Raw genomic sequence first — 21028 nt, 5'->3', positions numbered from 1 at the left:
CACCGTCGCCACAAATTCGATAACGACGTAAATTATTGAACGTCGTTCACAATTTTGCAAGCATAGGCGAAGCGCTGAACATCGCCGGGAAAAGCAAGTAAAATCGAGCGTTTCGAATCAAGATCGAGTGCGTCCGATGACGACCAGCCAGAAACCGACATTTCAAGAAATCATCCTGCGTCTGCAGCAATACTGGAGCGACAAGGGCTGTGCCCTGCTCCAGCCTTACGACATGGAAGTCGGCGCCGGCACCAGCCATACCGCGACCTTTCTGCGCGCCATCGGCCCGGAGCCGTGGAAAGCCGCCTATGTCCAGCCGTCGCGCCGCCCCAAGGATGGCCGCTACGGCGAAAACCCGAACCGCATGCAGCACTACTACCAGTTTCAGGTGGTCTTGAAACCGGCGCCGGACAATATTCTGGAGTTGTATCTCGGTTCGCTGGAAGCCCTCGGCTTCGACCTGAAGAAGAACGACGTGCGTTTCGTCGAGGACGACTGGGAAAACCCGACCCTGGGCGCCTGGGGCCTGGGCTGGGAAGTGTGGATGAACGGCATGGAAGTGACGCAATTCACCTACTTCCAGCAGGTCGGCGGCATCGACTGCAAGCCGATCACCGGCGAAATCACCTACGGCATCGAGCGTCTGGCCATGTACCTGCAGGGCGTCGAGAACGTGTACGACCTGGTGTGGACCGACGGCCTGACCTATGGCGACGTCTATCACCAGAACGAGGTCGAGCAATCGACCTACAACTTCGAGCATTCCGACGTGGACTTCCTGTTCCACGCCTTCGGCGCGCACGAAAAGCAGGCGCAGCACCTGATGGGCGCCCAACTGGCGCTACCCGCCTACGAACAGGTGCTCAAGGCCGCCCACACCTTCAACCTGCTCGACGCCCGCGGCGCCATCTCGGTGACCGAGCGCGCCGCCTACATCGGCCGCATCCGCAACCTGGCCCGCGCCGTGGCGCAAGCCTATCTCGATTCCCGCGCCCGCCTCGGCTTCCCGATGGCGCCGAAGGAATGGGCCGCCGAAGTGCTGGCCAAGCTCGAAGAACAGAACGCCAAGAAAGCCGCTTGAGATGACCGCCAAGAACCTCCTCGTTGAACTGTTCGTTGAAGAACTGCCGCCCAAGGCACTGAAGAAGCTGGGCGAAGCCTTTTCGTCCGCACTGGCCAACTCCCTCAAGAAAGATGGCCTGGCCGGAGACAATGCCGCCGTCACTGCCTACGCTTCGCCGCGCCGTCTGGCCGCGCACATTACGGGCGTGCAGGCCGTCGCCGCCGACAAGCCGGTCGTCCAGAAGCTGATGCCGGTCGCCGTCGGTCTCGACGCCGCCGGCAACGCCACGCCGGCCCTGCTCAAGAAGCTGTCCGCTCTCGGTGCCGACGCCTCCGCCGTCGCCAGCCTGCGCCGCGAGAATGACGGCAAGGCCGACATCCTGTTCTACGACAGCCTGGCCAAGGGTGCCACGCTGGCCGAAGGCCTGCAGAAGGCCGTCGAGACCGCCCTCGCTGCGCTGCCCATCCCCAAGGTCATGACCTACCAGCTGGCCGACGGCTGGAGCACGGTCAATTTCGTGCGCCCGGCGCACGCCCTGGTCGCCCTGCATGGCGCCGACATCGTGCCGGTTGCCGTGCTCGGCCTGGAATCCGGCCGCGCCACCAAGGGCCATCGCTTCGAAGCGGCCATCGATCCGGTCGTCATCGCCGACGCCGACAGCTATGCCGCCACGCTGCTCAAGGATGGTTCGGTGATCGCCTCCTTCGCCGAGCGCAAGGCCGAGATCGCCCGCCAGCTCGAAGCGGCCGCCGCCAAGGCCGGTGGCAAGCCGATCGACGACGATGCCCTGCTCGACGAAGTGACCGCCCTGGTCGAACGCCCGAATGTATTGATCGGCCAGTTCGAGGCCGAATTCCTGGCCGTGCCGCAGGAATGCCTGATCCTGACCATGAAGGCCAACCAGAAGTATTTCCCGCTGCTCGACGCTGCCGGCAAGCTGACCAACAAGTTCCTGGTCGTCAGCAACATTAGCCCGGACGACGCTTCCGCCGTCATCGGCGGCAACGAGCGCGTGGTGCGCCCGCGCCTGGCCGACGCCAAGTTCTTCTTCGACCAGGATCGCAAGAAATCGCTGGAAAGCCGCGTCATCGGCCTGTCCAAGGTCGTTTATCACAACAAGCTGGGCACCCAGGGCGAGCGCATGCAGCGCGTTGCCGCGATCGCCCGCGCCATCGCCGAGCAACTGGGCGGCGGCACCCTGACCCAGCATGCAGAACAGGCTGCCGTGCTGGCCAAGGCCGACCTGCTGACCGACATGGTCGGCGAATTCCCCGAACTGCAGGGCATCATGGGCCGCTACTACGCCCAGCACGACGGCCTCAACGCCGACGTCGCCGATGCCGTCGAGGATCACTACAAGCCGCGCTTTGCCGGCGACTCGCTGCCGCGCGGCCTGGTCGGCACCGTCGTCGCGCTGGCCGACAAGCTGGAAACCCTGGTCGGCATGTTCGGCATCGGCCAGATTCCGACTGGCGACCGCGACCCGTTCGCCCTGCGCCGCCATGCGCTGGGCGTCATCCGCATGCTGGCCGAGGGCGATCTCGGCCTGCCGCTCGACGTGCTGCTCGCTTCGGCCGCCGTGCCGTTCGCCGCGGTGGAAGGCTTCAAGCCGGCCGAGGCCGCGCTGGCCGACTTCATCTACGACCGTCTGGCCGGCAACCTGCGCGAGCAGGGCTACACGGCGCAGGAAGTCGATGCCGTGGTGTCGCAACGGCCGCAGCGCCTGGGCGATATCCCCAAGCGTCTGGCCGCCGTGCGCGCCTTCTCGGCCCTACCCGAAGCCGCCGCGCTGGCCGCCGCCAACAAGCGGGTCGGCAACATCCTGAAGAAGGTCGAGAACGCCGTCGAGGCGGTGGTCGACAACGCCCTGCTCAAGGAAAGCGCCGAAGTCGCCCTCCATGACGCGCTGGTCGAAGTCGTGCCGCAAGCCGATGCCGCCTTCGTCACCGGCGACTACACCGAATCGCTGACCGCGCTCGCCGCGCTGCGCAGCCCGGTCGATGCCTTCTTCGACGGCGTGATGGTCAATGCCGACGACCCGGCCCTGCGCGCCAACCGGCTCGGCCTGCTCGCCAAGCTGCATGCCGCGATGAACCAGGTCGCCGACCTGTCGAAGCTCTCCGCCTAAGTCAGGAACGTCGCCATGGCCCACAAGATCGTCATTCTCGACCGCGACGGCGTGATCAATTTCGATTCCGCCCAGTTCATCAAGAGCCCGGATGAATGGAAGCCGATTCCCGGCAGCGTGGAGGCTATCGCCAAGCTGAAGCAGAACGGCTACCGCGTGGTCGTGGCGACCAACCAGTCGGGCGTCGGGCGCGGCCTGTTCGACATGGACACGCTGAACAAGATCCACGCCAAGATGCACAAGACGGTGGTCGATGGCGGCGGCCAGATCGACGCCATTTTCTACTGCCCGCATGCCGCGGACTCGAAGTGCGATTGCCGCAAGCCCAAGCCGGGCATGTTCAAGCGCATTTCGGAAACGCTCAACGTCGAATTGAATGGCGTTCCGGCCATCGGCGACTCGCTGCGCGACCTGCAGGCCTGCGTCGTGCTGGGTTGCCAGCCGATGCTGGTGCGGACCGGCAAGGGCGAGAAGACCAAGGCCGACGGCAACCTGCCGGACGGCACGCTGGAATTCGCCGACCTGGCAGCTGCCGTCGAGCACATCCTCGGCAAGGCGAAGAAATGAACGCCATCCGCTCGACCCTGTTCATGGCCTACGCCATCCTCTGGTCGGTGCTCAGCGCGCCGCTGGTCGTCATCGCCGGCCCGCTGCTACCAGGCAACTGGGCCTATCGCTTCGGCAAGCTGTGGCGCCTGGGCACCCAGTTCGGCGTCGAGAACATCCTCGGCATCCGGCCCAAGGTCATCGGCCGCGAAAACATGCCGAAGGAAGCCTGCGTCATCCTGTCCAAGCACCAGTCGGCCTGGGAAACGATGACCCTGCAGGACTGCGTGCCGGACGGCGCCTATTGCGTCTTCGTGCTGAAGAAGGAACTGCTCAAGGTGCCCTTCATCGGCTGGGGCCTGGCCGCTATGAAGATGATCTCGATCGACCGCGCCGCCGGCAAGGATGCCCTCGACCAGGTCGTCAGCCAGGGCCGCGAGCGCCTCAAGCAGGGCTTCTACGTCATCCTCTTCCCGGAAGGCACTCGCGTCGCCCCGGGGCAGACCAAGCGCTACAAGCCGGGCGGTGCCTACCTGGCGACCCACGTCGGCTGCAAGGTGGTGCCGATCGCCCACGACGCCGGCGAACTGTGGCCGCGCCAGGCCTTCCTGAAGAAGCCGGGCACCGTCACCATCAGCATCGGCCCGGCTTTCGACGCCACCGGCATGAGCGAGATCGAGGTCAACAAGAAGGCCGAGGAGTGGATCGAGACCGAAATGCGCCGCCTCTCGCCGCACCGCTACCCGGATGCCGTCAGCAGCACCTGAAGCCGTCCGCAGCATCGTCATCGGCGACCAGACGGTCGCCTATCAGCTGCGCCGCAGCCAGCGGCGGACCATAGGCCTGGCCATCGACCATCGCGGCCTGCGCGTCGGCGCCCCGAACCGCGCCCGGGTCGGCGACATCGAAGCCCTGATCCGCCAGCACGGCCAATGGGTGCTTGACAAGCTCGCTGCCTGGCGCGAGCGCCCCGCCCCGCAAGCGCTGGACATCACCGACGGCACGGTCATTCCGCTGCTCGGCGAGCAACGGGTCATCGCCATCACGCCGCTCGGCCGCAGTGGCTGGCAATTCGGCCCGCAAACCCTCTACCTGCATCCGAGCGCCACGGCCAGCGCCCGGCAATTGATGGAAAAAGCCCTGCGCGACAAGGCCCGCACGGTCTTCGCCGAACGCCTGGCGCTGCATGCCCCGCGCCTCGGCGTCGCCGTGCCGCCGCTACGCCTGTCCTCGGCCCGCACACGCTGGGGCAGTTGCAGCCACCACGGCGGCATTTCGCTGAACTGGCGCTTGATCTTCATGCCGCTGCCGGTGGTGGACTACGTCGTCTGCCACGAGTTGGCCCACCTCAAGGAAATGAACCACAGCCCGCGTTTCTGGGCGGTGGTCGAACAACTGTGCCCCGACTGGCGCGCACTGCGCCTGGAATTGCGGCAATGGGGAAAGACTGTTGCTGGTTATTAGTCATTAGTCAATGCAAGGGGCACCGTGGCGCCCCCAAAAATCGCTAACCATTAACTACTAAAAACTAGTTACTAGCAACTGTCGTCCAATCCTTACCCCAGCTTCGCCGATTGCCGACAACGATCGGCGTCTCTTCCGATTTGCATAGCCCCCCGAATCTCTACACTGCGTTGTGGAGGCGGCGGAATGTCGCCGTGACCGTCAGCATCGCATAACAGACGATACGGGGAATCACGATGATCGTGCATGACAACGGGGGAGCCGTCGCCCATACCGCTCATATCGCCAATAGCGCCGACTACGTGGCGACGCAGTTGCTCCACGACCTGGCCGGCCTCTCGGCGCAGGCCATCGACAGCGTGCCGCAGTTGAAGAAGCGCCTGCTCGACATGCAGTGCGACCGGCAGTTGGGCCGCGTGCGGCTGTTCGACCGGGACGGCCGCATCGGCTTCTCGCTGGTGCCGGCCCATGACTAGCAACGGCGGCCAGCTGGCAGCCTCGCCGGGCCTGGCGGCCGGCAATCTGCCGCAGATCGCGCCGGCAGGCCGGGCGCTGTTGCGCCCGCCCGAGTCGCGCCGCCTGATCGAAAGCCTGCGCGTCATGCTCGCCATCATCGCCGGCCTGCTGATGTTCGACGTGCCGCCGGAAAACCGCCTGCCGCTGGCGATCGGCGTCCTCGCCTTCAGCATCTACGCGGCGGTCATCCTGTGGCTGGCGGCCAACGGCGCGACGGGCGCCCGCCACCGTGTTTTCTGCTGGCTCGACGCTGCCTGGTTCCTGCTCCTGCTCGGCCTGGCCGGCGAACGCGGCGTGCCGTATTTCCAGTTCCTGCTCTTCCCGGTGTATTTCGCCGCCTGGCGCAGCGGCTATCGCGAAAGCGTCGCCATCGCCGCCTTTGCCGGGCTGTCGTCCATCGTCGTCTTCGCGCTGCAGGCGCCGGGCATTTCGTGGGAGCGGCTGCTCGCGCTGCCGCTGTCGCTGCTCCTGGTCGGACCGATCTCGGCGGCGCTGGCCCGCGGCGAGGCGGCCATCCGCGAAGAGCAGGCCTTCGCCGCCAGCGTGGTGGAAGGACTGGATTCCCGGCGCGGTTTCGACGCCCTGATTCCCGAGCTGATCGCCCGCATCGCCCGCCCGCTCGGCGCCTCTGCCGCCCTGCTGGCGGTGCATACCTTTGAGGGGCGCAGCCGCATCTTCTGCTGGGAGACGGAAAGCGGTCCCGCCGAGCTGTCGGCGCTGGCCGCCCAGGCGGTGGCTGAACAGGTGCTGTCGCTGACGCCCGACCTCGCCCTCGGCTGGTCCGGCGCCCAGCGCTGGTGGGAGCATGACCGCCTGCTTGGCTTCGGGCCGGCGCGCCTGCCGCTGGCGCCGGGCGCCACCGACCGCGCCATCGCCGTGGCGCTGGCCGGCCTCACCGGGCGCAACCGCCTGCTGTCGGTACCGCTGTCGCCGTCCGGCATCGGCCGCGTGCGCCTGATCCTGGCCGGCGACATGCTGCCGGTCAGCGTCCGCTGGCTGGAAATGCTCGCCCACATCGTCGACCAGGTCGGCCCGTCGGTTGAAAACGCCTACCTGCGCGAGCGCCTGGCGACCGAGGCGGCCGACACCGAACGGGCACGCATCGGCCGCGACCTGCACGACAGCGCGATCCAGCCCTACATCGGGCTGAAGTTCGCCATCGAGGCCGTGCAGCGCCGGGCCGGACGGGACACACCGCTGGCGGCCGATCTCGAGCGCCTGGTGGCGATGGCCAGCGAGGAACTGGCCTCGATGCGCGAAGTGATCAGCGGCCTGCGCGGCGCGCCAGGCAAGGGCGGCGCCCTGCTGTCGAGCGCCGTGCGGCGCCAGGCGCAGCGCTTCGGGCAGCTGTTCGGCATCGCCGTCGAAGTCGAGGTCGCCGGCGAAATGCCGGTCAGCCGGCGCATCGCCGGCGAGGTGTTCCACATCGTGGCGGAAGGGCTGAGCAATATCCGGCGCCATACCCAGGCCCGCCGGGCGTGGATTTCCCTGAATGCGGCCGGCGGCATGCTGGTGCTCGGCATCCGCAATCCGAACGATGCCGGCAAGGCGGCCGCTCCCCGCTTCACGCCGATCTCGCTCAGCGAGCGAGCCGCCGCGCTCGGCGGCTCGCTCGAACTGGACTGCGACGCGGCCGGCACCACCGTTACCGTCCGCGTACCGATCCCGGTCGGGCGGGCGAAAGGACGAACATGAGCGCCCCCACCGGCCGCCCCCCCATCCGCGTCATGATCGTCGACGACCACAAATCGGTAGTCTGGGGTCTCGAACGCCTGGTCGAAAGCGCCGGGGCGCGCATGACGGTGGTCGGCACGGCCAATTCCTGCGCCGACATGCTGGCCGGCGTCGGCGCCGCGCAACCGGACATCATCCTGCTCGACCTCGACCTGAACGGCCAGAACGCCGGCGACGCCCTGCCCGATCTGCAGCGCCTGAGCCAGGCGCAGGTACTGATCCTGACTGGCGGCCGCGATCCGCAGGTCCAGCACGAAGCCATTCTGAAGGGCGCGCGCGGCGTCATCGGCAAGGACGAAAGCGCCGAACTGCTGCTCCATGCCATCGAATGCGTCCATGCCGGCGAAGTGTGGATCAACCGCATGATGATGGCCAAGGTCATCGGTACCCTGTCGGCCGGCGGCCGAACGCCCGGCGCCGATGCCGAAGCCGTGCGCATCGCCAGCCTGACGGCGCGCGAACGCGAAATCGTCCGCGCCGTGGTGCACAACCGCGGCGCCAAGAGCCTGGCCATCGCCCATGCGCTGCACATCAGCGAGCACACCCTGCGCAACCACCTGACCACCATCTACGACAAGCTCGGCGCCCGCAACCGCATCGACCTGTTCGCCTACGCGGTGGAACACGGACTCGCCGCCGGGTAGCGCCCCCCCACGCCGCCGACCAGGAGTTTTGTCATGGTCGCGGCAGGACAAAACGACGCCGCAAACCCCGCTGCACCTCCTTTGTGCATGCCGCCTGCAGCGGCCGACACTGCTCTGTACATGAGCTTCGATCCGCCCCCCCCTCACGATCACGCCGTCACCGCCGCCAGCCCGCGGCGGGTGCTGGTCGTCGACGACCACGGCCGCACCCTCGCTGCCGTCGCGGCGCTGCTGCAGGCGGAATATCCGCGCATCGACGTGGTCGGCACCGCCAGCGACGGCCCGGCGGCGCTCCGGCTGCTCGCCGAGGCGGCGCCCGGCATCGTCGTCCTCGACCTCGATCTCGGCGGCGAGCGCGGCCTCGACCTGCTGCCGGCCATCGGCCGCCATCCGGGCGTCAAGGTCATCATCCTCAGTTCTTCCGACGACCCGCAGGAAAAGGTCCGTGCCCTCGACGCCGGCGCCGTGGCCTTCATCCACAAGTTTGCGCCGGCCGGCGAGCTGGTCGGCGCGGTACTCGCCGTTGCCCCGCAGGTGCCGGTAGGAGTTTTGTCATGCCGGGCCGGGAGCGCCCGCCCAGACAAATCGGTTGAAGCCTCCGATTCGGGGAAAAAGCCCGCTGCCTAAAGTGATCACAACGGACGGAGAGAAACGCCATGACCCCGACACCACATGCAGCACCCAGCCCTATCGCCTTCGCCTGCCACACAGCCGAGGCCTTTATCCGGGACCAGGCGGCGGTGACGGCCCTTGAGTACGCCCTGCTCGGTTCGCTGATCGCCGCGGTGGCTGCGGCGGGCGTCGGCACCCTGGGCAACCACGTCCAGGCACTGTGGGCGGTAGTCGCCAACGCCGTGGTCGCGGCGATGTGATGGCGATGCGCAGGGATTGCCAAGCAATTGCGGAGGACGCCGAAACAGGCGCCCCCCATCGGATATCAGGCGGGCCGACGGCTTTGCCTGATGTAACAACCGCCAGCCGGCGGGCTTTTTGACCAACCTGGAGAAACACCATGAGCAAGCTGAACCAACTGAAGCACTTCCTGCAGAACGAAGAGGGAGTAACCGCCATCGAGTACGGCCTGATCGCCTCGCTGATCGCCGTCGTCATCATCACCGGGGTAACCACCGTTGGCACCAAGCTGAACACGCTGTTCGGCACGACCATCGCCAGCAAGCTTTGATCGATGCGCTGCGCATCGCATCGACGCTTGCCGTTACCTGCTTTGCGCGGCGCTCCCGACACCCGATTTCACACCAGTTGAAAAGCGAGACGCCCATGTCCCCCTCCCTGCCCACCCTGACGCTGCTCGGCGCCCTGCTCGCCGCGGCGCTGGCCTGCGACACGGCGCAACGGCGCATTCCCAACTGGCTCGTCCTGGCTGGCCTCACCGCCGGCCTCGCCTGCAGCCTGTGGGCCGCTCCCGGCGAACCCGCGCCGCTCGCCGCGCTGCTCGGCGCGCTGCTCGGCCTCATCATCATGCTGCCGCTCTATGCGCTGCGCACCATGGGCGCCGGCGACGCCAAGCTGATGGCGGCCGTCGGCAGCTTCCTCGGCCCGCTGCCCATCCTCGGGGCCGCCCTGCTCACCTTCGCCGCCGGCGGCGTGCTGGCGCTGGGCGCCGCGCTGTGGTCCGGTTCGCTCGGCCGCGTCCTGGGCAATCTCCGCCTGCTCGGACTGGTCCTCATCTCCGGCCGCTCGGCCGGCGTCGCACTGAGCGACGTGCAGACCACCGGCCGCCTGCCCTATGCCTTCGCCATCGCCATCGGCACCGCGCTCCAGCTGTGGCTGGCGACGCAGGAAGGCTGGGTTTTCGCATGACCCCCACTCACAAACCACTGGAGCTCGGAGACATGGCCATCGATACCCTCAACGAAACGTATGGCGCTGCCGGCAGCGACCTGCCGGCAGCATCGCCCGCGCCCTCCGTAGCCCCGCCGGCGCCGCGCCGCCTGGCCGATACCGGGCTCGAAACCCAGCTGCTGCTCGGACTAATCGGCAAGCTGCTCATCCTGCGCGGCAACCAGCGCCTGATCGACCTGGCGCAACACCTGCGCCTGCCGGCCGGCATCGTCGAGGAACTGCTCGATTTCATGCGCGCCGAACGCCTGGTCGAACTGCTGCGCCGCGGCGCAGCGGCCGGCGACGCCGATTACGGCCTAACCGAGCGTGGCCGCGGCCGCGCCGCCGACGCCCTGCGCAAGTGCCGCTACGCCGGCCCGGCACCGGTCACGCTGGGCGACTACGCGGCCCAGGTACGCCGCCAGTCGGTCGCCGACATGCGCGTCACACGGGCCGAAATCGCCGATGCTTACCGCGACACCGTGGTGCGCGGCGAATTGCGCGACCTGATCGGCACGGCGATGAATTCCGGGCGGCCGATGTTCTTCTACGGCCCGTCGGGCAGCGGCAAGACCTACCTTGCGGAAAGCCTGGTCCGCCTGATCCGCGGCACAGTCTATGTGCCGTACGCCCTGGCCGTCGATGGCGAAATCATCCAGGTCTTCGACCCGCTGATCCATCGGCCGCTGCCGGCCGAAGCGGCGACCGCCGGCCTCGACAACCGGGCGCGGATCGACGAGCGCTGGGTGGCCTGTGCCCGCCCGGTAGCGATCAGCGGCGGCGAACTGACCCTCGACCGGCTCAACCTGCAGTACGACCGCGTCGCCGGGCTCTACCAGGCGCCGGCCCATGTCAAGGCCAACAACGGCCTGTACATCATCGACGACCTCGGTCGCCAGCAGGTCAGCCCGGAACAGCTGATGAACCGCTGGATCGTGCCCATGGACCGCCGGCGCGACTACCTCGCCCTGCATACCGGCAGCAGCTTCGAGATTCCTTTCGACGTGAAGCTGGTGTTCTCGACCAACCTGACGCCGGAGGCCATCGCCGACGAGGCCTTCCTGCGCCGGCTGGGCTACAAGATCTACGTCGGGCCGCTCGGCGAAGGCGAATACGAACAGATCTTCCGCCAGGTGTGCGCCGAATTCGGCATCGCCTTCAGCGCCGCCACTTTCCAGTTCCTGCTCACCCTGCACCGGCGCATGAACCGCATGACCTTCGCCTGCTACCCGCGCGACCTGATCGCCCAGGTCCGCGACTACGCGACCTACCGCGAATGGCCGATCGACCTGACGCCGCAGCTCATCGAATGGGCGTGGCACGGCTACTTCGCGCAGCAATGAACACGCAGCAATCAACGCGCAGTAACGAACATTTACCACCTTCAACCATGACGAATCGAGGGACACCATGAAAAATACACGCGGCATCGTGATGCTGGTCATGGCACTGCTGGCGGGTCTGGCGGCTGTCGCACTGGCGGGCAAGTGGATCCAGCAGCAGGGCCGGAACGAGGGGGGACGCATCGCCGTCGCCATGCTCGACCTCCAGCTCGGCAGCCGGATTTCGCCGGAAATGATCCAGATGGTCGCCTGGCCGGCCGGCAGCATCCCGGCCGGCGCCTTCTCCGACCCCGCCGCCCTCGACGGCCGGGTCGCCAAGACGACGCTGACGCGCGGCGAACCACTGCTCGAAAGCAAGCTGGCGCCGGTCGGCAGCCGCGGCGGGCTGTCCGCGGTGGTCGGCGAGGGCAAGCGCGCGATCACCGTGCGCGTCAATGACGTGATCGGCGTCGCCGGCTTCGCGCTGCCCGGCAACTATGTCGACATCATGGTCAATACCCAGGCCGAAGGCGTCAAGACCAACAACAAGGACCGCACCATCTCGAAGATCGTCCTCGAGCACATCCTGGTCCTCGCCGTAGCGCAGGAGGCCGGGCGCGACGAGACGCGGCCCAAGGTGGTCAATGCCGTGACCCTGGAAGTCACGCCCGAACAGGCCGAGCGCATCGACCTGGCGCGCTCGGTCGGCACGCTGTCGCTGGTCCTGCGCAACCAGATCGACCCCGATCTGGCGAAGACGGCCGGGGCGACCAAGGATTCCCTGCTCGCCGTCGCTGCCGCCCCGCTCCCGGTCAAGCTGGCCGCGCCGGCCCGGCGCCCGGTCGCTGCCGCACCGGTCAGCCGCGGCAGCGATTGCGTCGAGGTCATCCGTGGTCTGAGCAAGTCCACCGCCTGTTTCTGAATCGAACGTCTGCACTTTCCGGGAGCACAACATGAAATCAGTAATTTTCCCGCACTGCCTGACGGCGGCCCTGCTTGCCACGGCCTTCGCCCAGGGAGCGGCGCACGCCGCGCCGGCCCCGCATGCCCCGCCGGCCGCGTCGGCCACCGGCGCGTCACCCTGCGGCCGGGTCGAAATCGGTCCAATGGTCAAGCTGGCGGTCGGCAAGGCCAGCCTGCTCAAGCTGGAGACGCCGGTCAGCCGCATCCTGCTCGGCAACCCCGAAAACGCCGCGGCAGCGCGGCCCGGCGAAGGCGCCGCCAATGCGAACCCGGCTGGCCGGGCGGACGCCGGCGGCGGCCAGCAGAACGTGCGGCGGCCCGGCGTCGCCGATGTCGATGCCCTGCTGCTCAGCCCGCGCGAAATCTACCTGCTCGGCAAGACGGTGGGCTCGACCAACATCGCCATGCTCGACCGCAGCGGCCGCTGCATCGTGGTCGACGTGACGGTCGGCATGGACACCGCGGCGCTCGCCGCTTCGCTCAAGGAACTGATGCCGGGCGAGGAGCAGATCCGCATCTCGTCGGCCGCCGATTCGGTGGTCCTGGCCGGCACGGTCAGCGATGCGCTGGCCGCCGACCGCGCCGTCGATATCGCCGGCGCCTACGTGCGGCGGACCACCGGCGGCGGGACGGTCGGCACCGGCCGCGCCGCCGCCCACGACCGCATCATCAACATGCTGTCCATCGCGGCGCCGCAGCAGGTCATGCTCGAAGTCAAGGTGGCCGAAGTGTCGAAATCCCTGCTCGACCAGTTCGGTATCAACTTCGCCCGCGCCTATTCGCCGGCCGACGGGTCGATGATCCGCTTCCTGTCCGGCCTGTTCGGCGGCAAGGGCATCATCGCCCAGCAGGTCAGCGGCACCACCGGCGCCATGGTCGGCAGCGGCGTCGCCTCGACGCTGTCGGGCGGCTCGGCGACGGCGAGCATTTCGGCGCCGGTCGGCGACGTCCGGGCGGTCAATGGCAACGTCACCCAGTGGCCGATCATCGCCGGCAAGAACGCGACGAGTTTCAGCAGCGATGCCCAGAAGCAGGACGGCCTGCTGAAGGTCCTCGCCGAACCGACGGTCATGGCGATCAGCGGCCAGGAAGGCAGCTTCCTCGCCGGCGGCAAGATTTTCATCCCGGTCGCCAGCAACAGTGGCACCGGCGGCACGGCGATCACACTGGAGGAAAAGGAATTCGGCGTCAGCCTGAAGTTCACGCCGACCGTGCTCGGCGACGGGCGGATCAACCTGAAGGTCAATCCCGAGGTGTCTGAACTGAACTCCCAGGGCGTGGCGATCACCGCCACCAACGTGGCAGGGACGGCCATCCTGCCGTCATTCACCACGCGGCGGGCATCGACCACCGTGCAACTGATGGACGGCCAGAGCTTCGCCATTGGCGGCTTGATGAAGAACAACGTCACGGCCAACCTGACCGCCTTCCCCTTCCTCGGCGAACTGCCGGTGCTCGGCGCGCTGTTCCGCAGCACCAGCTACCAGAACGACCGCTCCGAGCTGGTCTTCGTCATCACGCCGCGGCTGGTCCGCCCGCTGCCGCCCAACTACGCGTTGCCGACCGACGGCTTCGTCCCGCCGTCGCGCACCGACGTGATCGTCAATGGCCGGCTGGAAGGCAGCGGCACGGCGTCAAGCCTGTCGGAAATCCCGGCCGGGTCGCAACCGGGCACCGCCAGCCGCGACGGCTTCGAAGTGAAATAAGAGGAGAACGACATGAACAGGACCACCGCAGCACTTTGCGCCATGGCCGGCATCCTTGCCCTCGCCGGGTGCACCGCCACCACCACGCCGAAAAGCGATGCTCGCATGGGCGAAGCGATGCTGCTCATGCGCGCCCAGCAGACCCTGAACCCGGAGGCCTCGCGCAATGCCGAGCCGGTGGTCGGGCTGGACGGCAAGGCGGCCAAGGGAGCGCTCGACAACTACCGCGACAGCTTCCGCCAGCCGCCGGCCGAAACGGCCAATTTCCTCAGCATCGGCACCGTCGGCGGCACCCGCTGAGCGGCAACCAGAGGAGGCAAAAATGCGTCAGACACTGCATGACCGGAAACGCCAGGCGGGCGCGGTGGCGATCATCGTCGCGCTCACCCTGGCCGTCCTGATCGGCTTCGCCGGCCTGGCCCTGGACGGCGGGCAGCTCTACGTTTCCAAGACCGAGCAGCAGAATGCGGCCGATGCCTGCGCCCTGTCGGCCTCCTACCTGCTGACCGGGACGCCGATCCCGGCCGCCAATTTCACCCTCGCCGAAAACGCCGGCGTCGCCGTTGCGGTCGCCAACCGCGTCGGCTTCCAAGGGGCACCAATTTCGGCCGGCGATGTGCAGGTCGAATTCGGCACCTCGCTCGCCGGTTCGAGCTGGACGACGGCGGCGGGGGGCCCGGCGGGCACCGCCCGCTACGTGCGGTGCACCGTTTCGCGCACCGGCATCCCGATGTGGTTCATGCCGGTGCGCGGCTTTGCCGCACAGAGCGTCAGCGCGGCGGCCACCGCGGCGCTGTCGCCGGCGCAGAGCAATTGCGCCATCCCGATGGGCTTGTGTACCTCGGGCACACCGCCCGACTACGGCTATGTCCGCGGCCAGTGGTATTCGATGAATTTCGACGAAAGCGGCGGCAGCCTGTCTAACCTGAGCGGCAACTTCCGCTGGCTCGATTTCGATCCCTCGGCGGGTACACCAGGCTGCTCCGGCGGCGGCGCCCAGGAGCTAGCCTGCCTGCTCAAGGGAGTCGGCCAATGCACGCTGCCGCCGGTCGGGCCGGCTACCTGCTCGAGTTCCGGCAATTCCTCGCCGGTGCCCGGGTGCGTAGGCCAGACCGGGAATATCAACTCGTTGGGCAGTGCCTTCAACACCCGGTTTGGCATCTACCAGGGCGGCGGCGTTTCGAACAGCGACCTGACCGGCGCTCCGCCCGATTTCGCCGGCTTCGGCTATGATGCCACCAGCTGGCCGCCGGGGCACGACGCCTATAACGGCACCTCGGGCGCGACCCACAATTTCCTGACCGCGCGCACCACCAACGACGCCGTCCAGGCCTCGCTGGTGCCCAACGGCGCCAGTGCGGCGACCTCGGGGCAACTGGCCACGCACGGCGCCGACCGCCGGCTGGTTACCGTGCCGCTGGTCGACTGCGCCAGCTTCACCGGCAGCCAGCATGCGCCGATCCGCGGCTACGCCTGCGTCCTGCTGTTGCATCCATACAAGAAGAGCGGTTCGAACGTGACGGTCACCGCCGAGTACCTCGGCCGTTCCGACCTGCCGGGCAGTCCCTGCGCCACGTCCGGGGCGGTGGGCAATTCAACGTCGGTCGGGCCGATGGTTCCGGCCCTGGTGCAATAAGGAGGTTGGCCATGCGCAAGCACATGACAGGGGCGATCGCCGTCGAACTGGGCATCCTGATGATTCCGCTGGTCACGCTGGCCTTCGGGATCACCGAATACGGCCGGGCGATCTATTCGTACAACACGCTGGCCAAGTCGGTGCGCGACGCGGCGCGCTACCTGACCTCGCACACGCCGGGCGACCCGCAGGCCCATGCCGACGCCCAGTGCATGGCGGCCTTCGGCAATGCGGACTGCACCGGCACGCCGCTCGCCCCCGGGCTGACCCAGGCCATGGTGCAGACCTGCGACGCGGTATTGACCTGCCCGGGCGTCACCACCTCGGTCACCACCGGCACCGGCACGATCAACCTGGTCGCCGTGCGCATCGTCGGCTATCCGTACGACTCGGTCGTCGAGTGGGTGATGCCCGACATGACCTTCAACAACATCGCCGTGTACATGAGGTGAGCGCCATGACGACCACGACCAGCACAGCGGGCCGGCGCCCGCAGGACCAGCAGGGCGCGGCGGCCGTCGAATTCGCCGTCGTCGCCGCCGTCTTCTTCACCCTGCTCATCGGCATCGCCGAAATGGGTCGCCTGATGTGGACCTGGAACGCGGCGGCCGAGGCGACGCGGCGCGGCGCCCGCCTGGCCGTGGTCTGTTCGATGAACGACGCCAACATCAAGACCCACATGCGCGAAATGCTGCCGGCACTGGCCAATTCGAACATCAGCATCGACTACCTGGACCCGCCGAACGCCCCGAACACCTGCACGACGGCGACCTGCAAGGAGGTCAGCGTGCGCCTGAGCGGCTACACGCACCAGAGCTTCATTCCCTTCGTACCGCTTTCCGTCCCGCTGCCGCCCTTCCAGACCACGCTGCCGCGCGAGTTCATGGAAAGCACCGGCAATCCTGTCTGCAACTGAGTCCATCCAGCCATGAAAATCAAACTTCTGTGCAATGACCCCGGACGCTACGAGTTCCTGCGCCACGCCGTGGCCGACAAAGACACCACGGGCCACGACATCTCGGGCGGCGCCTGCCCCGATGGCGACCTGCCGGCCTTCGTCAACGGTTCGCCGCCGGACGCCCTGATCATCGACGGCGCCACGCCGGCCTCGCTCGATGCCATCGAGGCGCTGAACCTGCGTTCGCCGGGCATCGAGACCCTGCTCATTTCGGACGATGCGACGGCCGATTTTCTGATGCGCGCCATGCGGGTCGGCGTCCGCGAGGTGATTCCGGCCACCGCCGGGCTCGAGCTTCTGCAGGCCGCCATGGCCCGCCTGCGCCACAAGCGGGGCCGGGCGGAAGGTGCCGGCGACGGCCGGGTGTTCGCCTTCCTGTCCTGCAAGGGGGGCAGCGGCGCCACCTTCCTCGCCGCCAATTTCGCCTATGCCGCGGCCCGCGCCTGCGGCCGGCGGGTGGCGCTGATCGACCTCAACCTGCAGTTCGGCGACGCCGCCATTTTCGTGTCGGAAAGCCGGCCGCCGAGCAACGTGGCCGAACTGGCGCAGCAGATCCACCGCCTGGACGCCTCGCTGCTCGCTGCGTCGATGCTCGAAGCGGCGCCCAATTTCTTCGTGCTGGCCGCTCCGGAGGACCCGGCGCATGCCGGCGACGTCAAGCGCGAGCACGTCGAGGCCATCATCCGGCTCGCCCGCCAGCACTACGATTTCGTCGTCCTCGACGTTTCCCGCTCGCTCGACGCCGTCAGCCTGAAGGCGCTCGACCTGGCCGACACCATCTTCCCGGTGCTGCAGCTGACCCTGCCCTACGTGCGCGACGGCAAGCGCCTGCTTGCCGTCTTCCGCTCGCTCGACTACGACCGCGCCAAGATCGAGCTGGTGGTCAATCGCCACGAAAAGGGCGGCGAGCTGTCGCTACAGGACCTCGAGCAGGCGCTCGAGCACAAGGTCGCCCATGTCGTGCCCAACAGCTACGCGGCGGCCGCGGCGGCGGTCAATCTTGGGGTGCCCATCGTCCAGGCCAGCCCCGCCAACCCGATCAGCAAGGTGGTGACCGAGATGTGCCGTCGCTACGCCCCCGCCCCGGCCCCGGGCGGCGGCTGGTGGACACGCATCCTGGCCCGCCAGGCCCGGCACTGATCTTCACGTATCGACAGGAGAACGAGCATGTCACTGAGAGAAAGACTGGAAGCGGTCAGCGGCATTGGCCTGACCCAGCCGCGCGAAGCGGTGTCGACGCGGCCGGTGGCGCGCAGCGGGCAAGCCTACCAGGAGCTGAAGAGCCACCTGCACACGGTGCTGCTCGAACGCATCGACCTCGAGGCCATGGAAAGCCTTAGCCCGGAGCGCCTGCGCGAGGAATTGCGCGGCCTGGTCGAGACCTTGCTGCAGGAAGAGAACGTGGTGGTCAACGAACTGGAGCGGCGCAGCCTGGTGCGCGACATTCAGTACGAAATGCTCGGCCTCGGGCCGCTCGAACCGCTGCTCGCCGATCCGGCCATTTCCGACATCCTGGTCAATAACGCGCAGCAGGTCTATGTCGAGCGCGGCGGGCGCATCGAGCTCAGCGAGGTCACTTTCGTCGACGACGCCCACCTGATGAAAATCATCGACAAGATCGTGTCGCGGGTCGGCCGGCGCATCGACGAATCGAGCCCGATGGTGGACGCCCGCCTGCCCGACGGCTCACGGGTCAATGCCATCGTGCCGCCGCTGGCGCTCGACGGGCCGGTGCTCTCCATCCGCCGCTTCGCCGCCATCCCGCTGACCATGGACAAGCTGATCGAATTCCGCACCCTGGTCCCCGAAATGGCCGAACTGCTCGCCGGCCTGTGCAAGGCCAAGGCCAACATCCTGATTTCCGGCGGCACCGGCAGCGGCAAGACGACGCTGCTCAACATCCTGTCGGGCTGCATCCCGTCGCACGAACGCATCATCACCATCGAGGATGCCGCCGAGCTGCAACTGCAGCAACCGCACGTCGTGCGCCTGGAGACCCGCCCGGCCAACATCGAGGGGCGCGGCGAAGTCGGCCAGCGGGCGCTGGTCCGCAACGCGCTGCGCATGCGCCCGGACCGCATCATCCTCGGCGAGGTGCGCGACGCCGAGGCCTTCGACATGCTGCAGGCGATGAACACCGGCCACGAGGGCTCGATGGGCACCATCCACGCCAACACGCCGCGCGAGGCGCTGACCCGGCTGGAGAACATGCTGGGCATGGCCGGCGTCAGCTCGCCGCCCAAGGTCATGCGCTCGCAGATCGCCTCGGCCATCCACGTCGTGGTCCAGGTCATGCGGCTGAGCGATGGCAAGCGCAAGGTGGTCAGCCTGCAGGAAATCACCGGCATGGAGGGCGACATCATCACCATGCAGGAAATTTTCCACTTCCGGCAGACCGGCATCGACGAGGGCGGCAAGGTGCAAGGCAGCTTCGCAGCGACCGGCATCCGCCCCCGCTTCTCCGAGCGCCTGCGGGCTTACGGCGTGCAGTTGCCGGACAGCCTGTTCGATCCGCAACGCCATTTCGAGTGAGACGGGAGCCCAGGCCATGTACGACTCGATCTTCCTGCTCTTCGCCGTCACCGTGTTCGTGGCGGTGGTCCTCGGCCTCGAGGGCGGTTTCATCTGGTGGACGGACCGCCGCGGCCCCGAGGCGCGGCGTCTCGAACGGCGCCTGCGCGCGGCGTCGGCCGGCGGCCATGCCGCCGAGCACCTGACCATCCTCAAGCAGCGCTCGCTGAGCAAGTCGGCCGGGCTGCACCGCCTGCTGCTCAGCCTGCCGCGGGTGCATACCTTGGACCGCATCCTGATGCAGTCCGGGCTGACGCTGTCGGTCAGCCAGCTACTCGGCCTGACGCTGGGGCTGGCGGCGGCTGGCCTGTTGCTCCCCATCCTGCTCGGACGCGGCGTGCTGGTCGGCCTCGCCCTAGCCGCCATCCTCGGCACCCTGCCCGTGCTGTACGTGCTGCGTGCCCGGACCAAACGCCTGCAACGCATCGAAAATCAGCTGCCCGACGCCATCGACCTGATGGGCCGCGCCCTGCGCGCCGGCCACGCCTTCCCGACGGCGCTGAGCATGGTCGGCGACGAAATGGCCGACCCGGTGGGCGGCGAATTCCGCACCATCTTCGACGAGATCAACTACGGCGTGGCGCTGGAGAATGCCCTGCGCAACCTCCTGACGCGGGTACCGAGCACCGACCTGCAGTATTTCGTCGTCGCCCTGCTCATCCAGCGCGAAACCGGCGGCAACCTGGCCGAGCTGCTCGACAACATCAGCGCCATCATTCGTTCGCGCATCAAGCTGCAGGGCGAAATCCGCACCCTGTCGGCCGAGGGCAAGCTGTCGGCGTGGGTGCTCTCGCTGCTGCCCTTCGGCGCCGCGCTGGTCATCAACCTGGTCAATCCCGGCTTCATGACCGTGCTATGGACCGACGCGACCGGCCTCAAATTGATCTACGGCGCCTTGTTCACCATGGCTTTCGGCATCTGGTGGATGACCCGCATCGTCAAGATCCGGGTCTGACCCGCCGCCCTTCCACCCTTGCAGGAGTCTCGCCAAATGAATTCCATGCAGATCGCTTTCCTGATTCTCGTCTTCCTGTCCGCCTTCGGGCTTGCCGCGGTGGGCATGGCCTTCCTGGCCCCCAACGCCACCCGCGAACGCCTGCACAACATCGTGCCGGCAGCCGGCGGGCGCAGCACGGCCGGCCGTTCGTGGTTCGGACGGGCAAGCGGCGTGACCGCCCGCTTCGGCAAATTGTCGACACCGGAGGAAGGCTGGGAAAAATCCGGGCTGCGCATCCGTTTCATGAATGCCGGCCAGCGCAGCGCCTCGGCGCCACTCATCTACTTCGGCGCCAAGTCGCTGCTCGCCATTGGCCTGCCGCTCGGCGCCTACCTCGGCCTGTTCGTGACGGAGGCCATGCCCGGCCTCAACGGCACGCTGCTGATCCTGATCGTCGTCGCCGCATTCGGCTACTACCTGCCCAATTTCATCCTGTCGCGCATGGTCATGGTCCGCCAGCGCGAAATTTTCGAGACCTTTCCCGACGCCCTGGACCTGATGACCGTCTGCGTCGAGGCCGGCCTCGGCATCGAGGCGGCGCTGAACCGGGTGGCCGGCGACATCGCGCACAAGAGCGAAGTGCTCAGCGAGGAACTCGGCCTGGTCGGGCTAGAACTGCGCGCCGGCAACGACCGCGAGCGCGCCCTGCGCAACCTGGCGGCGCGAGCCGGCGTCGAGGAGGTGGAAACCTGGGTGGCGATCATGATCCAGGCCGAACGCTTCGGCACCAGCATCGCCGCCGCGCTGCGCGTCCATTCCGAGATGCTGCGCACCAAGCGCCGGCAACGTGCCGAGGAAGCGGCGGCAAAGATCGCGCTGAAGCTGCTCTTCCCACTGATTTTCTGCATCTTCCCGGCCCTGATGCTGGTCCTGCTCGGCCCGGCCTTCATCCAGATCTACCGCGTGCTGCTGCCGACCATGAGCGGCGGCAATTGACC

Annotated in this window: 23 protein-coding genes; all 23 read left to right on the top strand. The window is 67.6% G+C overall.

Annotation, left to right across the window (positions count from 1 at the left end):
- Positions 1 to 136: 136 nt before the first annotated feature.
- The 23 genes from glyQ to LZ012_RS05550 all read left to right on the top strand — a co-directional run bounded on the left by glyQ (position 137) and on the right by LZ012_RS05550 (position 21026).
- Positions 137 to 1081, top strand: coding sequence for a glycine--tRNA ligase subunit alpha (gene glyQ, locus LZ012_RS05660; RefSeq protein WP_275708456.1), 945 nt, complete (start codon positions 137 to 139; stop codon positions 1079 to 1081).
- A gap of 1 nt (position 1082) precedes the next feature.
- Entirely contained in the window at positions 1083 to 3191 is a 2109-nt protein-coding gene (gene glyS / locus LZ012_RS05655; protein WP_275708454.1) for a glycine--tRNA ligase subunit beta, read from the top strand.
- 15 nt (positions 3192 to 3206) lie between these two features.
- On the top strand, positions 3207 to 3758 hold the full coding sequence (gmhB, locus tag LZ012_RS05650) for a D-glycero-beta-D-manno-heptose 1,7-bisphosphate 7-phosphatase (RefSeq protein WP_275708452.1): 552 nt from the start codon (positions 3207 to 3209) through the stop codon (positions 3756 to 3758).
- Complete coding sequence (locus LZ012_RS05645) at positions 3755 to 4504, top strand: lysophospholipid acyltransferase family protein (protein ID WP_275708450.1); 750 nt, start codon at positions 3755 to 3757, stop codon at positions 4502 to 4504. The genes gmhB and LZ012_RS05645 overlap by 4 nt, the downstream gene beginning before the upstream one ends.
- Complete coding sequence (locus LZ012_RS05640; RefSeq protein WP_275708448.1) at positions 4485 to 5201, top strand: M48 family metallopeptidase; 717 nt, start codon at positions 4485 to 4487, stop codon at positions 5199 to 5201. Before LZ012_RS05645 ends, LZ012_RS05640 begins: the two co-directional genes overlap by 20 nt.
- 236 nt (positions 5202 to 5437) lie before the next feature.
- Positions 5438 to 5677, top strand: coding sequence for a hypothetical protein (locus tag LZ012_RS05635; protein ID WP_275708446.1), 240 nt, complete (start codon positions 5438 to 5440; stop codon positions 5675 to 5677).
- Positions 5670 to 7412 carry a sensor histidine kinase gene (locus LZ012_RS05630; protein WP_275708443.1) on the top strand — a complete coding sequence of 581 codons (1743 nt, stop codon included), beginning with the start codon at positions 5670 to 5672 and terminating at the stop codon, positions 7410 to 7412. The genes LZ012_RS05635 and LZ012_RS05630 overlap by 8 nt, the downstream gene beginning before the upstream one ends.
- Positions 7409 to 8095 carry a response regulator transcription factor gene (locus tag LZ012_RS05625; RefSeq protein WP_275708440.1) on the top strand — a complete coding sequence of 229 codons (687 nt, stop codon included), beginning with the start codon at positions 7409 to 7411 and terminating at the stop codon, positions 8093 to 8095. Before LZ012_RS05630 ends, LZ012_RS05625 begins: the two co-directional genes overlap by 4 nt.
- Positions 8096 to 8215: 120 nt before the next feature.
- Positions 8216 to 8722 carry a response regulator gene (locus LZ012_RS05620; RefSeq protein ID WP_275708437.1) on the top strand — a complete coding sequence of 169 codons (507 nt, stop codon included), beginning with the start codon at positions 8216 to 8218 and terminating at the stop codon, positions 8720 to 8722.
- Between the two features lie 29 nt (positions 8723 to 8751).
- Positions 8752 to 8967 (top strand): Flp family type IVb pilin, encoded by a 216-nt coding sequence (locus tag LZ012_RS05615; RefSeq protein WP_275708434.1) that lies wholly within the window; start codon positions 8752 to 8754, stop codon positions 8965 to 8967.
- 140 nt (positions 8968 to 9107) lie between these two features.
- Entirely contained in the window at positions 9108 to 9278 is a 171-nt protein-coding gene (locus LZ012_RS05610) for a Flp family type IVb pilin (RefSeq protein WP_275708432.1), read from the top strand.
- A 95-nt stretch (positions 9279 to 9373) separates the two neighbouring features.
- The gene (locus tag LZ012_RS05605) at positions 9374 to 9916 is read left to right on the top strand and encodes an A24 family peptidase (RefSeq protein WP_275708430.1); all 543 of its coding nucleotides are present in this window, start codon (positions 9374 to 9376) and stop codon (positions 9914 to 9916) included.
- Between the two features lie 32 nt (positions 9917 to 9948).
- Positions 9949 to 11280 carry a P-loop NTPase and SpoVK domain-containing protein gene (locus LZ012_RS05600; RefSeq protein ID WP_275708428.1) on the top strand — a complete coding sequence of 444 codons (1332 nt, stop codon included), beginning with the start codon at positions 9949 to 9951 and terminating at the stop codon, positions 11278 to 11280.
- Between the two features lie 67 nt (positions 11281 to 11347).
- Complete coding sequence (gene cpaB, locus LZ012_RS05595; RefSeq protein ID WP_275708425.1) at positions 11348 to 12181, top strand: Flp pilus assembly protein CpaB; 834 nt, start codon at positions 11348 to 11350, stop codon at positions 12179 to 12181.
- 31 nt (positions 12182 to 12212) lie between these two features.
- Complete coding sequence (locus LZ012_RS05590; protein ID WP_275708423.1) at positions 12213 to 13928, top strand: type II and III secretion system protein family protein; 1716 nt, start codon at positions 12213 to 12215, stop codon at positions 13926 to 13928.
- Positions 13929 to 13940: 12 nt separating this feature from the next.
- Positions 13941 to 14228, top strand: coding sequence for a hypothetical protein (locus LZ012_RS05585; protein WP_275708421.1), 288 nt, complete (start codon positions 13941 to 13943; stop codon positions 14226 to 14228).
- A 22-nt stretch (positions 14229 to 14250) separates the two neighbouring features.
- Positions 14251 to 15564 (top strand): TadE/TadG family type IV pilus assembly protein, encoded by a 1314-nt coding sequence (locus LZ012_RS05580; RefSeq protein WP_275708418.1) that lies wholly within the window; start codon positions 14251 to 14253, stop codon positions 15562 to 15564.
- An 11-nt stretch (positions 15565 to 15575) separates the two neighbouring features.
- The gene (locus LZ012_RS05575; RefSeq protein ID WP_275708416.1) at positions 15576 to 16016 is read left to right on the top strand and encodes a TadE/TadG family type IV pilus assembly protein; all 441 of its coding nucleotides are present in this window, start codon (positions 15576 to 15578) and stop codon (positions 16014 to 16016) included.
- 5 nt (positions 16017 to 16021) lie between these two features.
- Positions 16022 to 16480, top strand: a complete 459-nt coding sequence (locus LZ012_RS05570) for a TadE/TadG family type IV pilus assembly protein (RefSeq protein WP_275708414.1) — start codon at positions 16022 to 16024, stop codon at positions 16478 to 16480.
- 12 nt (positions 16481 to 16492) lie between these two features.
- Complete coding sequence (locus LZ012_RS05565; RefSeq protein WP_275708412.1) at positions 16493 to 17662, top strand: CpaE/TadZ family protein; 1170 nt, start codon at positions 16493 to 16495, stop codon at positions 17660 to 17662.
- A gap of 27 nt (positions 17663 to 17689) precedes the next feature.
- Positions 17690 to 19054, top strand: a complete 1365-nt coding sequence (locus LZ012_RS05560) for a TadA family conjugal transfer-associated ATPase (RefSeq protein WP_275708410.1) — start codon at positions 17690 to 17692, stop codon at positions 19052 to 19054.
- A 16-nt stretch (positions 19055 to 19070) separates the two neighbouring features.
- Complete coding sequence (locus LZ012_RS05555) at positions 19071 to 20048, top strand: type II secretion system F family protein (protein ID WP_275708408.1); 978 nt, start codon at positions 19071 to 19073, stop codon at positions 20046 to 20048.
- Positions 20049 to 20084: 36 nt separating this feature from the next.
- Positions 20085 to 21026, top strand: coding sequence for a type II secretion system F family protein (locus tag LZ012_RS05550; RefSeq protein ID WP_275708406.1), 942 nt, complete (start codon positions 20085 to 20087; stop codon positions 21024 to 21026).
- Positions 21027 to 21028 lie beyond the last annotated feature (2 nt).

The sequence above is a fragment of the Dechloromonas hankyongensis genome, from assembly GCF_022012295.1.
In the GTDB taxonomy this organism is placed as follows: domain Bacteria; phylum Pseudomonadota; class Gammaproteobacteria; order Burkholderiales; family Rhodocyclaceae; genus Azonexus; species Azonexus hankyongensis.
This window is presented reverse-complemented; position numbering and strand designations above follow the sequence as displayed.